The 13,143-nt window shown below is 51.6% G+C and carries 9 protein-coding genes; 6 read left to right on the top strand and 3 right to left on the bottom strand.

Annotated features, from left to right (window positions below; genetic code table 11):
* The first annotated feature begins 262 nt into the window (after positions 1-262).
* Genes P2H89_RS10350 through P2H89_RS10325 form a run of 6 tightly spaced genes read left to right on the top strand, consistent with a single transcriptional unit; the run spans position 263 to position 11,060 of the window.
* Positions 263-2,011 carry an alpha-L-fucosidase gene (locus P2H89_RS10350; RefSeq protein WP_275826651.1) on the top strand — a complete coding sequence of 583 codons (1,749 nt, stop codon included), beginning with the start codon at positions 263-265 and terminating at the stop codon, positions 2,009-2,011.
* A gap of 34 nt (positions 2,012-2,045) precedes the next feature.
* On the top strand, positions 2,046-5,192 hold the full coding sequence (locus P2H89_RS10345) for a TonB-dependent receptor (protein ID WP_275826650.1): 3,147 nt from the start codon (positions 2,046-2,048) through the stop codon (positions 5,190-5,192).
* An 18-nt stretch (positions 5,193-5,210) separates the two neighbouring features.
* Positions 5,211-7,097 (top strand): RagB/SusD family nutrient uptake outer membrane protein, encoded by a 1,887-nt coding sequence (locus tag P2H89_RS10340; RefSeq protein WP_275826649.1) that lies wholly within the window; start codon positions 5,211-5,213, stop codon positions 7,095-7,097.
* A gap of 28 nt (positions 7,098-7,125) precedes the next feature.
* Positions 7,126-8,298: a DUF5000 domain-containing lipoprotein gene (locus P2H89_RS10335; protein WP_275826648.1), complete on the top strand. Its 1,173-nt coding sequence runs from the start codon at positions 7,126-7,128 to the stop codon at positions 8,296-8,298.
* A gap of 59 nt (positions 8,299-8,357) precedes the next feature.
* Positions 8,358-9,578, top strand: coding sequence for a DUF4998 domain-containing protein (locus tag P2H89_RS10330; RefSeq protein ID WP_275826647.1), 1,221 nt, complete (start codon positions 8,358-8,360; stop codon positions 9,576-9,578).
* 54 nt (positions 9,579-9,632) lie between these two features.
* Entirely contained in the window at positions 9,633-11,060 is a 1,428-nt protein-coding gene (locus tag P2H89_RS10325; protein ID WP_275826646.1) for an alpha-L-fucosidase, read from the top strand.
* Between the two features lie 68 nt (positions 11,061-11,128).
* Here the strand turns inward: P2H89_RS10325 and P2H89_RS10320 are convergent, their stop codons facing one another.
* From P2H89_RS10320 to P2H89_RS10310, 3 genes are all read right to left on the bottom strand, one after another.
* Complete coding sequence (locus tag P2H89_RS10320; RefSeq protein ID WP_275826645.1) at positions 11,129-11,623, bottom strand: hypothetical protein; 495 nt, start codon at positions 11,621-11,623, stop codon at positions 11,129-11,131.
* 622 nt (positions 11,624-12,245) lie between these two features.
* The gene (locus tag P2H89_RS10315) at positions 12,246-12,734 is read right to left on the bottom strand and encodes a nuclear transport factor 2 family protein (protein ID WP_275826644.1); all 489 of its coding nucleotides are present in this window, start codon (positions 12,732-12,734) and stop codon (positions 12,246-12,248) included.
* Between the two features lie 107 nt (positions 12,735-12,841).
* Entirely contained in the window at positions 12,842-13,135 is a 294-nt protein-coding gene (locus tag P2H89_RS10310; protein WP_275826643.1) for an RNA polymerase alpha subunit C-terminal domain-containing protein, read from the bottom strand.
* Between the last annotated feature and the right edge of the window lie 8 nt (positions 13,136-13,143).

The following is a 13,143-nucleotide window of genomic DNA, read 5'->3' as shown; positions in this document are numbered from 1 at the left end:
GTGTCGTTTTGGTTTCGAGGCTGGCTGCGCGATAAAGATAATGGGTCCCGGTTGTTTTTGACGGGCCATTTAATATCCGTTAACAATTCGTTTGAACTCCGTTGACAAGCCTGGGTTGGTTTGTCTGGTAATTTTAGCTCCTTGCCACTTATTGTGCGTTTCCCGGGTGGAAGGTCCCGGCCTTCCTGTTCTGTATGCTGTGTGGTGGATCTGCCTTCATCCTATCTGGTTTACTGATCACTTTCTAAAATACTGCATCAACATGCTACGATTAATCCCTACCCGTGCTTCATGGGTTTTACTCATCCTTTTGTCTGTACCCTATCAATTGGTTCTGTCGCAATCCATAACGCCTGCGCCTGCTGGTTCGTCGAAGATGGACTGGTGGCGTAAGGCGCGTTTGGGCATGTTCATTCACTGGGGCGTGTATGCTGTGCCGGCTGGTGTGTACCAGGGCAAGGACGTCGATGGCCTGGGCGAATGGATCATGCACGATGTGAATATCCCCCGTTCGGTCTATGCTCAATATGCACAGCAATTCAACCCTACGAAATACAATGCCGAGGCCTGGGTGCGGATGGCGAAGGAGGCGGGTATGAAGTACATCGTGGTTACGACCAAACACCATGATGGTTTTGCGTTGTTCGATTCGAAAGCGAGCGATTGGACTGCGGTGAAAGCTACGCCCTATGGTAAGGACCTGCTGAAACCGCTGGTAGATGCCTGCCGGAAGCAGGGCATGAAGCTGGGCTTTTATTATTCGCAGGCGAATGACTGGTTTAATCCCGGTGGTGCTGCGGCACGCGGGCATTGGGACAAAACACAGGAAGGCAGCATGGATGAGTACATCGATAAGGTGGCCATTCCGCAAATGAAGGAGTTGTTAACGCTGTATGGCGACGTGGTGGAATTGTGGTGGGATGTGCCGACGGATATGAATAAGGCGCGGGCCGATAAGCTGGCGGCGCTGCTGAAGCTGCAACCGGGCATTATCACCAACGACAGGCTGGGTGGCGGCTACCACGGAGATATCACTACGCCGGAACAATATATACCTGCTACCGGTATTGCCGGGCGCGACTGGGAGACCTGTATGACGATGAATGATACCTGGGGTTTCAAGACTAAAGATAATAACTGGAAAACCGCTGCCACGTTGATCCGTAACCTGGTGGACATTGCCTCGAAGGGCGGGAACTACCTGTTGAACGTAGGTCCAACTGCGGAGGGTGAGTTCCCCGCTCCTATCGTTGACAGGCTGGCGGCGATTGGCCGGTGGATGAATGTGAATGGCGATGCTGTGTATGGTACTACGGCGAGTCCGTTCCGGATCCTTCCATTTGGACGTGCTACGAAACGGGTGGACAGCAAGGCGACGACCTTGTACCTGCATGTATTCGACTGGCCGGCCGATGGTAAACTGGTGGTGCCGGGGCTGCGGGCGAAGGTGCAATTGGCGAAGCTGATGGCCGGCGGTGGTGCGTTGGCGACTACTGCTACAGCTGATGGGCTGGAGATCAGCGTACCGTTGCTGGCGCCCGATGATGTGGCTTCGGTGGTGGAGGTGAAGATACAAGGCGTCATGACGATTGAGCCGTATGCGGTAAAGCAGCAGGCCGATGGCAGTGTGTTGCTGGATGCGGAGATGGCCGATATCCATAACCGGCCGGGTGAAGCGAGTGCCATGACCGAAGGTAACTGGGATGCGCGCAATATCGGCTACTGGACGAGCGCGGAGTCGTGGGTGTCGTGGAATGTGGTGTTCCATAAGCCGGGTATCTATACCATCAAAGCGCTGGCGGGTACACCTGCGGAGAGAAGCCGGTTCAATGTGCTGGTGGGTGAAACCGCCATTGCTTCGACCGTGACAAATACGGGCGACTATAACCGCTACCAGGAAGTGACGCTGGGTACAGTGACGATCGACAAGGCGGGTACGCAAACTATTGCGATTCGTCCGGATCGCGTGGGTTGGAAAGCGATGAACGTGCGACAGCTCAAACTGCAATAATTATTTCTCTATACACCAAAACTAAAGACTGCTTATGAAGACGTATCACTACGTATTCAAAGGGATCAAACCAATCCTTTTGTTCTGTCTGCTGCTGGGGGCCGTTGCCGGCTCTTATGCCCAATCGAGCGAGATCGTTGTAAAAGGAACGGTGCGCTCGGACACTGCCGTGCTGGAAGGCGTTACGGTTTCTTTGAAATCGAACCCTTCGGTGGCGACCTTTTCCGATGGGAAGGGCCATTACACGATCAAAGTACCCTCCAATGGTACCCTTGTCTTCTCCTTTGTTGGCTTTAACGGTCAGGAGATCGAGGTGAAAGGCGAGCCAGTCATCAATGTGATCCTGCGTGCCAATGACAAAGCCATGGAAGAAGTGGCGGTGGTTGCTTATGGTACGCAGAAAAAGAAAAGTATGGTGAGTGCCGTTACGACCATCAATCCCAAGGAACTGAAAGGACCTACCAGCAACCTGACGACCATGCTGGCGGGTAAGATCTCTGGTATCATTGCGTATCAGCGCAGTGGTGAGCCTGGCAGGGACAATGCGAGTTTCTTTATTCGCGGTGTTACCACCTTCGGGGCGGGCAAGGTTGATCCACTGATCCTGATCGACAATATGGAGTCGACGCCGAATGACCTGGCGAGGCTGCAGCCGGACGATATTTCCGGTTTCTCGGTTTTGAAAGATGCTACGGCTGCGTCGTTGTATGGTGCGCGTGGTGCGAATGGCGTTATCCTCGTTACCACCAAAGTGGGTGTGGAAGGCAAGACCAAGTTCAGTGTGCGGGCAGAGAATTCTACATCGAGCAATACCAAGAATTTCCGGTTTACGGACAATATCACGTATATGAAGCTGGCCAACGAAGCGTTGGTGACGCGTTATCCGCTTCGGGCGCCTTTGTATACGCAGGAGAAGATCGCGGCTACGGAAGCGGGCGGCGATCCTAATCTCTACCCCAACAACGACTGGTTGAAGATGCTGATCAAGGATTATACAAACAACCAGCGTTACAATATGAACATGAGCGGTGGCGGTAAGATCGCCCAGTATTATGTATCGGGTTCTTATAACGTCGACAATGGCGTGTTGAAAGAGAATGGTCTGAACAATTTCAACAGCAATATCAAATTGCGGAGCTACCAGATACGTACGAATGTGACGATCAATGCCACGCCGACGACGGTGGCGAATATCCGTGTTTCGGGACAGTTTGACGATTACAACGGGCCGGTCGGTGGCGGCGGGGAGATCTTCAACCAGGCGTTGAAGAGCAACCCGGTGATGTTTTCGGCCGTGTATCCTTCTTCTTATCTGCCGAGGTTGAATCATCCTTTATTCGGCAGTGCGCTGGATGCGAATGGTATTCAGTACAATAACCCCTACGCCAATATGGTGTCGGGCTACCAGCAATCGAATACGTCTACCATGACTGCCCAGCTTGATCTGCGACAGAACCTTGGTTTCATAACGAGCGGTCTGTCGGCGCGGATGATGACGTTTACGCAACGGTATGCCTCTTTTAGTCTGGCACGTTCTTATAATCCATTTTATTATTCGCTGGCTTATGGACCCGATGCCAAAACGCCTGTGCTTACCCCGCTCAATATCAATGGTACCGAATACCTGAACTATGTACCGGGCGCGAAGATCCTGAATACGACCTCTTATCTCGAAGCAGCGCTCAATTACAACCGCAGCTTTGGCGATCATGATGTGTCGGGTATGCTGATCACGACGATGCGGAACTACCTGACGGCGAATTCGGCGCTCAATGACCTGCAGCAATCGCTCCCCTACCGTAACCAGGGTCTTTCGGGAAGGTTTACGTATGGGTACAATAGCCGCTATATGGCGGAGTTCAACTTCGGCTACAATGGTTCGGAGCGTTTCTCCAAGAACAACCGTCTTGGTTTCTTCCCTTCGGGTGGTTTAGCGTGGAATGTGCACAATGAAAGGTTCTTCGATGGCTTGTCGAAGTATGTATCCGTGCTGAAGCTGCGTGGTACTTATGGTTTGGTGGGCAACGATCAGATCGGCTCTTCGGCAGACAGGTTCTTTTACCTGTCGAGTGTGAACATGAACGATGATGGCAAAGGGGCTGTGTTTGGAGAGAACTTCGGTACGACGTTGAATGGGGTAACGGTGATGCGGTATGCCAACAGTGCTATTACCTGGGAGAAATCGTTCAAGACGAATATCGGGATGGATGTGCAACTGACCAATGGGTTGAATTTCACCATGGACGTGTATAAAGAGCACCGGAAGAATATCCTGATGGTGCGCAGTTATGTTCCCAGCTCGATGGGATTGGTGGCGAATATCCAGGCCAATGTGGGTGAAGCAGAAGGAAAGGGTGTCGATATGCAAATGGATTACAACAAGTCGTTCAAGAATGGCATGTGGCTGCAGTTGCGTGGCAACTTCACGTATGCGCACAGCAAGCTGCTGGTGAACGAAGAGCCTGATTATGCCTCTGCCTGGAGCAGTAAGGTAGGTTATCCGCTTTCTCAACGCTGGGGATTGATCGCCGAAAGGTTGTTTGTGGATGATGAGGAAGTGAAGAATTCGCCTGTGCAGGATTTTGGCCAGGTGCGAGGCGGCGATCTCAAGTACCTCGATGTGGATGGTAACAATGTGATCGATGGCAATGGCGACCAGGTGCCGATCGGATATCCGGAAGTGCCGGAGATCGTATATGGTGGTGGTTTCTCGTTTGGGTACAAGCAGTTTGACTTTAGTGCTTTCTTCCAGGGATCGGCACGTTCTTCGATCTTCATCGACAACAATGCGATCCAGCCGTTCAAACGTGATGATCAGGGACGGGGTTATGAGAATGGTTTGCTGAAGATCATTGCGGAAGATCACTGGTCGGAAGACAACCGGAATGTTTATGCCTTTTGGCCAAGGCTGAGTGATCAGACGATCTCTAACAACCAATGGACATCGACCTGGTGGATGCGCAATGGCGCCTTCCTGCGGTTGAAGACGGTGGAGCTGGGCTATACGCTTCCGCAACGTTTGCTGAAGCGTTTCAAGATGACCACGGCCCGGTTTTACCTCAATGGTACGAACCTGTTTGTGATCAGTGGCTTCAAGCTGTGGGATCCGGAGATGGGCAGCAATGGCCTTGCCTATCCGGTACAGCGTGTTTTCAACGTGGGCGTCAACCTTAGTTTTTAACCTTTTTATTTCTACGGAATGCGACTCAATCATTCAATCAAATATTCGCTGCTGGTGGTGCTGACGGCAGGCATTACGGGCCTCGCTTCATGCGAAAAATTCATCGACGTGGTGCCGGACAATGTGGCTACGGTCGAAAATGCTTTCAGTATCCGTACGGAGGCTGAGAAATACCTGTTCACCTGTTATTCGTGGTTGCCCAGTGAAGGCAATTACAACAACAATCCTGCTTATGGTGCGGGCGATGAGACCTGGCAGGATATCAGCTTCAGTACGATCAGTCAGGAGCCGATGTCGGTGGCTATGGGCCTGCAGAATGCGACCATGCCTTATTTCTCTTACTGGCAGAGTATGTACCAGGGGATCCGGGACTGCAATATTTTCCTGGACAATGTAGAGAAAGTGGTAGACCTGGAACCTTATATGCTTCGCCGCTGGCAGGGAGAGGTGATGTTCCTGAAGGCTTATTACCATTGGTATTTGCTGCGGATGTATGGTCCGATACACATCATCGATAAGAACCTGCCAACGGATGTTACGGCTGAGCAGGTTAAGATCGTGCGGATGCCGGTGGATACGGTGGTGAATTATATCGCCGGGCTGCTGGATTCGTCGGCCAAGTTGTTGCCTGCCACGATCCAGGCCCGTACGACCGAGCTGGGGCGGATCACTGCACCTATAGCGAAAGCTGTGAAGGCCAGGTTGCTGGTGGAGGCGGCAAGTCCGCTGTTCAACGGCAATGCCGACTTTACCGGTTTCAAGAATGCGGATGGGACCTTGTTATTCAATACCACTTACGATAAACAAAAATGGGTGCGTGCAGCTGCGGCCTGTAAGGAAGCGATCGATGCGTGCCATGCTGCGGGCATTGCGTTGTATCAGTTCGATGATCCGATCGTGAACCTGCCGGCTTCGATGAAGACGGAGATGAGTATCCGGAACAGTGTGTGTGAAAAGTGGAATCAGGAATTGATCTGGGGTTCTTCGAACAGCCGGATGGATGGGTATATGCAGCGGCTGGCCTGTCCGAAGCTGGATCCTTCGCGCCTGGGCAACCAGGATCCGCTGGGCCAGCTGGCCCCGACGATGAAGATCGTTGAGCAGTTCTATTCGAAAAATGGTGTGCCTATTGAAGAGGACAAGACCTATGATTATGGCAATCGTTATACGGTGCGTACGATTTCGCCGGAAGAGGCGGACAAGATGCAGGTGGGTTACCAAACGGCGGCGCTCCATTTTGACCGTGAGCCGAGGTTCTATGCGGACATCTCGTTCGACGGGGCGAAATGGTATATGCAAAATGGTACCTGGAATATCAATGCACGCTGGGGCATGAACCAGGCGCAGAAGAACGTGTTTGGTTATTCTGTAACCGGGTACTTCACCAAGAAGATCGTGAGCTGGAAGTTTGTGGTGAATGAAGGTCAGAGTACTTCTACAGAAGCATATCCGTTCCCGCTGTTCCGCCTGGCCGATCTCTACCTGTTGTATGCGGAAGCGTTGAATGAAGCGGAAGGCCCGGGTAATGCCGATATCCTGAAGCATGTGAACCTGGTGCGTGCGAGGGCGGGATTGAAAACGGTAGAAGCTTCGTGGAGCCAGTTCTCGAAATCGCCTTCGAAGTACACGAACCAGGACGGTTTGCGTGCCATCATTCAGCAGGAGCGGTTGATCGAACTGAGTTTTGAGGCCAGCCGTTTCTGGGATCTGCGTCGCTGGAAGCGTGCTATTGAAGAGCAGAACCATATTGTCATGGGCTGGGACATTGCCGGTGCTACCCCTGCCACTTATTACAGGTTGAAACCACTTTGGACGCAATCGTACCAGGTGCGTGATTACCTGTGGCCGATCTCCAAAAACGATCTGCTGATCAATCCCAAACTGGTTCAAAACCCGGGCTGGTAATTCCCTTCAATGACCTTAACTAAAAATCATGAAACGTATTCCCCTATCATATGCTTTACCGCTGCTGTTGCTGGCAGCGGCCTGTAAGAAATCAGCGCATCAATCTTTGTATGGTGAAGGTGTGGTGCCGGCAGCTGTGACCAGCACGGCCGTGAAGAACCTGCCTGGTGCTGCGGAGATCACGTACTCGTTGCCGCACGACAATTCGATCCTGTATGTGAAAGCCGAGTATGAGCGGCAACCCGGGAACAAACAGGAAATGAAGGCTTCGTATTATGCCAATAAACTGACTGTGGACGGGTTTGGAGACACACTGGAACATGCCGTGAAGCTGTATGTGGTAAACCGCAGTGAGCAGGTATCCGAGCCTGTAACAGTAAAAGTAAAGCCGCTGACGGCTCCGGTGACGCTGGTGTACAGGAGCCTGGCCGTAGGTGAAGATTTTGGCGGTCTGCGCATCTCATTTGGTAATGAATCGAAGGCTGATGTGGCCATTTATGTTTTGACACCCGATGATAAGGGGTTGATGGCGCAGGCCTATGTTCAATATACGACCCTGGAGGCTGGTACGTTCACGCTGCGCGGGTACGACAGTGCGGCCAGGAAGTTCTCGTTCTATGTGCGTGACCGGTATGGTAATGTCTCCGATACGATGACGAAGACGTACAAGCCGCTTTATGAAAAAGCGCTGGATAAAAAGCTGTTCAAGAAAGTGCAGTTGCCGACGGATATCGGTGACGACTGGGGATTGCCGATGGAAAATCTCTGGAATGGTTCTTACCTCGGTTTCTGGGATATGTTCCATACGCAGACCAAGCCTTTCCCGATGTGGTTCACGTTTGATATGGGCATTAAGGTGAAGCTGAGCCGCCTTACGATGTGGCAGCGTCAATCGCCGGTGAATGACTGGGCGTACAATGCGAATAACCCGAAGAAGTTTGAGATATGGGGATCGAACACTCCTGATACGGATGGTGGCTGGAGCAACTGGACGAAGCTGGTGGAGCATACGGTGGTGAAGCCTTCGGGGCTGCCGCTGGGGCAATTGAGCGCCGATGATATCGCTGCGGTGGCGAAGGGGGAAGAGATGACGGTGGGGCTGGATAAGGAGCCGGTGCGTTACCTGCGTATCAAGGTGATTGAAACGTTTACGATGTCGGCCACGAATATTGCGGAGCTTTCGATATGGGGGCAGCCGTAGGGAAGACAACGAGGCCTGGAAAGGCAAACAATCATTACTAATTATTCAACTCATTTTACATGAAGTTATTTTCGTCAATACATGCATCCAGGAAGCTGGCGGGGGCCGGCCTCCTATTGGTGACGGCTGCGTTGGTTTGGGCTTCCTGCGTAAAGCAGGACGACTGGAAGGCGTTCCTTCCGGATCAACCGAAGGTATACCCGGGTAAACCGACCGAGGTTGAGTTTTTGCCGGGCCACGACCGCGCCATGTTGCGCTGGCAACTGGTGTCGGACCCAACCATTACGCAGGCAAAGGTTTTCTGGAACAATGGCCACGATTCGGTGACCGTTGCCATTAACCGGAAGCAGGGTGTGGATACGGTCAAGGTGATCGTCGACAAGTTGCTGGAAACTTCTTACACGTTCACTATTTACACCTATGACAAGGAAGGTAACAGAAGCGTTCCTGCTTATGTTACCGGCCGTATTCTGGGCGCGAAGTATGAAAGTACCCTGCTCAACAGAACGCTGCTGGGTGTGAACTATTCGGCCGACAGCAAGTTGCTGTCGCTCGCCTGGGCCAAGGCCGATACGGTGAATGCCGGCACCCGCATCTGGTTTACCGACCTTGGTGGTGTGGAGCGCGAGCTGGTGGTTGATTCTTCCAGCTACAATACTTTCATTCCCTGGAAGGTGGGCACCAAGCTATACTATCAATCGGCCTATAAGCCTTCGCGGTCTGCGATCGACACTTTTAAAGTGGTTAAGAAAGATTCCATCGCCGTTAAGGGTGTGCCCATTTCGAAAGCGAGCTGGAGTGTTGCCAAACTTCCCAACGATGTGGCAGGTGATGCGTGGGGCACCAGCCTGGAGTGGTTGTGGGATGGTAAGGGCGGTGATTATCCGGAGATCTACCATACAGACGGTGATGGCATGCCGCATCACTTTACGATCGATCTGGGTGCTACGTATACGTTGACGCAGGTAGAGAATATCGGGCGTACGAATGCGAATCCTTATCACAACGTAACGAAATATGAAGTGTGGGGCATTGCCGATCTTACGAATGCGGCCACTACCCTGCCGGGCAATGATCCGGGCTGGAAGGCGGAGTCGGTTGCCAAGGGATGGACGCTGCTGAAAGAAGTGATCCGTAACGACATGGGAACGGTTCCTTTCAAAGTTGATCTGTTGCCGGGTATTCCGCCGGTGCGGTACATTCGCATAAGGGTACTGGAGACGATCGACCACAGTGATGACAGCCATATGAGTGAACTGACGTTCTTCTACAATCCGTAGAAGGGTGGCGACTGTTGGGTAAAAGTGTATACTTTTAAATCATAATAAAGCAACATGAATCATTTGAGGTTTACCAGGAATGCCCTGGTGTGTGCAAGTCTCTGTACTTCTTTGTTACTGCCTGGCGCTGCGGAGGCGCAGGCGCCCAAGGCGAAGGCCGGCCAGGACCTGGTGGCTTTGCAGCAGGGGTTTGTGGATCTGCGTTTCGGCATGTTCATCCACTTCAATATTCCGACGTTCATGGACCAGGACTGGGCCGATCCGGAGGCTTCTCCGGCGCTGTTCAATCCGACCAAACTGAATTGCGACCAGTGGGCGAAGGCGGCGAAGTCGGCCAATATGAGCTATGGCTGTTTGACGACCAAGCACCACAGTGGTTTTGCGATCTGGGACACGAAGACGACGGATTACAATGTGATGAACAGTCCGTACAAGAAAGATGTGGTGCGTGAATACGTGAATGCGTTTCGCGCCAATGGCCTGAAGGTGATGTTGTATTTCTCCATCCTGGATACGCATCATAAGCTACGCCCGGGCCATATTACGCCGCAGCATATTGCGTTGGTGAAGGCGCAGCTGACGGAGTTGCTGACCAACTATGGGGAGATCTCTGCGTTGATCATCGACGGATGGGATGCGCCCTGGTCGAGGATCTCTTATGATGATATTCCGTTTGAGGAAGTGTATAACCTGATCAAGTCCATTCAACCGAACTGCCTGGTAATGGACCTCAATGCGGCGAAATATCCTGCAGAGGCGCTGTATTATACCGATATCAAGTCGTATGAGCAGGGTGCGGGTCAGCATATTTCGAAAGAGAGCAACCAATTGCCGGCGCTGTCCTGTTTGCCGATCAATGACGCGTGGTTCTGGAAGAAATCGTTCCCGACGAGCCCGGTGAAGGACGTGAACAGGCTGGTGAATGAGAATATCGTTCCGATGAACAATGCTTTCTGCAATTTCATCCTGAATGTGGCGCCGAACCGCGAGGGGCTGATCGATGACAATGCCGTGGCTACTCTGAAGCAGATCGGCGCTGCCTGGAAAAACAACGGGGCTACGACCAAGTTGCCGGCTTTCGATGCACCGGTCATTTCTTCGAACCTGGCGAAACGCCAGGCCGCTAATGCGAGCTGGAGCGATGATATGTGGATCATGGATTTTGCGGTGGACGACGATTTCGGGAAGCCCTGGATCTCGAACCCGACGGTGAAGCAGCCCTGGTTTGAGGTGGTATTGAAGAAAGAAGAAGGTTTCAACATGATCGTGGTGGCGGAATCGCGTCATCCGCGGATCAAAAAATACCGGCTGGAGTATTATCAGAATGGTGCGTGGAAGCCTTTGCTGAGCGGGGGAAATACAAGCAGGATCAAGATCCACCGGTTTGACCGGGTGTATGGCGAGAAAGTGCGGATATTGATAGATGGCTTTAGTGAGGCGCCGCAGATCGCTGAGTTCGGCGTTTTCAACGAAAGAAGATAGTTGATCGTTCTTTTTAGTGTGGGCGGCTGCAGCTTAGCTGTGGCCGCTTTCTTTTTGTGGTGGGTATTTTATTGCTGTACACCGAGGCGGATCAATTGCTGCCGGATGGCTTCCAGTGTTTCGGGGGTGAAGCCATCTTCGCGGGTTTGCAGCACGAGTACGCGCCGTCTTTGTTTATACAGTGTAAGCGATCGGATGGCGGGTTTCCCATTTTGGGTACTGGTTTTTACATAGAGCTGTACATCGCGCAGGATATGTATTTTTTCGCCTTCTCCATTGAGTGGACTACGGTAATGGTGGGTGATGGTTTTGGCTTGCTCATCGATGGAGATATCCTGTATCCATTCTTTGTCGAGCCACCTGACCATTCCCAACCCGCTTACTCCTGCACAGATCCAGTAGTAAGCATTTTTGAAATCGGACAGGAATAATTTCATCAGAATAATGCAAACTGCGTAGATCATTGCTATAATGATCCATTGCCTGAGGATATACGGCCAATAATTTTTTCGCTCCGTGGTGTAGCTGATCATGGTTAGGGGATGAGGTGAATTTCCTTCCATGAATATACGTTTTCTTTTGCAGGATTTTTAAGTATTTCTACGGACAATGCGGTCCGTACTGCATTACAGGCGACGTGTTCATATACGAACTTACCTATATGGGTAGTGTTTTTTGAAGTTGTGCGGATCCAGCACAATAATATTTTAACAGATTTATTGAAAATACTACTTAGGGGGTATTGGTAGTGTGTGGATTTGCCCTTATTTTTGTCTCGGTTTTTCATAGGATATTGGATTTTAAAACGGGGCTGTATTTTTATGCTGGCCCTTTTTTTATGTCCCTACCCCAGACAGATCTCCTTCCTCTTCTCTCCCCTGCTTTGTTTATTCCGGTTTATTGTCGCCTTCAGTTGACTTTTCCTTTTCGGTGCGGGTGAATGCTTGCAAAGCAAGAGGGATAAACAATGTCCTATTTCAACCAATATACGGAATTAGTTGCATATAAGACCTTGTTTATCCCTGAAAGGCGCCACTGGTGCGGGATGGGCGCCTTTTTGATCATGGCTATACTGGTGCGCCGGCTGTTGATCGATCTGCTGTCCGGTGTGTGTTCACGGCTATACTATTATGCTTTTGCGGTGTCGATGTAACCGATTTCAAAAGGCCGCTTTGGGTGCCTCGCTTAGTGCTGAGGATGGTTGCTGCTAAAGGAATCGCGGAACATCTTCCAACCTTTGGGTGTTTTTTTCCAGAGCACGAGAAACTTTCCATCGTCGAACATTTTTCCGTTGGCATCGAAGGACTGCCAGAGGCCTTCTTCTGTTACATACTCCACTCCATCGCCGTAGATGGCGGTGGTGATGAACTTGCCATTGCGCAGTCCGATCTGATGATACGCGATCCGGAAGAACTCGAGTGGCGCGATGGGGCCGCATAGCTGAGGTGCTTCGGGCGCCATGATGCAGCAGTCTTCGGCATAGCGATCGATGAAGATGGAGGAATCGCCTTTGGCAAATGCCTGGAAATAGATGGCATTGCTTTCGGCGATGGCTTTGATGGCTTCGTCGAGGTTGCCGGCTACTGTTTTGTTGGCGGGTGAGGTGGCTGCACCGCAGGCTGTGAATAATAAGATGCTGGCTATGGCGATTGTGAGCTGTGTGATACGTTTCATGATTGTACGTTTTGATTTGTTTGATGACACAAAACTATCATGAGGCGCCGGACTGAAATTGTACAAAACGGAACAAGTGATTTTTTAAATGGAGGGTGTGTGTGGATCTATAGTTTGCGGAAGGACAGGCCTTCGGCTTTGAGGGCTTTGCGGAGTATGGGCATGGCGGATGGGCCAATGCCGTGGAGGGCCAGTATTTCTTTTTCGGTGCAGGTGGCTAACCGGGCGAGGTCATTGATGGCTGCGTGTTGCAGTGCGCGGCGTGCCGGGGCTGATAGCAAGGATAGAAATCCTGTGCCTGGTTTGTTTTCCTGTTCGCAGACGGGACAGGTAGGGCAATCGCTGCTCTTGAAATATTTATGGCCCTTTGGACAGATGCGAAGTGTTCTCCTGTTGGGCATGGTTTGCG

This window comes from Paraflavitalea sp. CAU 1676 (genome assembly GCF_029223285.1).
Lineage (GTDB): Bacteria > Bacteroidota > Bacteroidia > Chitinophagales > Chitinophagaceae > Paraflavitalea.
Note: the sequence above shows the minus strand (reverse complement) of the source record. Positions and strands in the feature narration are given on the sequence as shown.

Bases quoted from the DNA above. Each gene is read 5' to 3' on its own strand.
- P2H89_RS10350 (WP_275826651.1), top strand. From the start codon at position 263: ATGCTACGATTAATCCCTACCCGTGCTTCATGGGTTTTACTCATCCTT.
- P2H89_RS10330 (WP_275826647.1), top strand. From the start codon at position 8,358: ATGAAGTTATTTTCGTCAATACATGCATCCAGGAAGCTGGCGGGGGCC.
- P2H89_RS10335 (WP_275826648.1), top strand. From the start codon at position 7,126: ATGAAACGTATTCCCCTATCATATGCTTTACCGCTGCTGTTGCTGGCA.
- P2H89_RS10325 (WP_275826646.1), top strand. From the start codon at position 9,633: ATGAATCATTTGAGGTTTACCAGGAATGCCCTGGTGTGTGCAAGTCTC.
- P2H89_RS10320 (WP_275826645.1), bottom strand. From the start codon at position 11,623: ATGGAAGGAAATTCACCTCATCCCCTAACCATGATCAGCTACACCACG.
- P2H89_RS10315 (WP_275826644.1), bottom strand. From the start codon at position 12,734: ATGAAACGTATCACACAGCTCACAATCGCCATAGCCAGCATCTTATTA.
- P2H89_RS10345 (WP_275826650.1), top strand. From the start codon at position 2,046: ATGAAGACGTATCACTACGTATTCAAAGGGATCAAACCAATCCTTTTG.
- P2H89_RS10340 (WP_275826649.1), top strand. From the start codon at position 5,211: ATGCGACTCAATCATTCAATCAAATATTCGCTGCTGGTGGTGCTGACG.
- P2H89_RS10310 (WP_275826643.1), bottom strand. From the start codon at position 13,135: ATGCCCAACAGGAGAACACTTCGCATCTGTCCAAAGGGCCATAAATAT.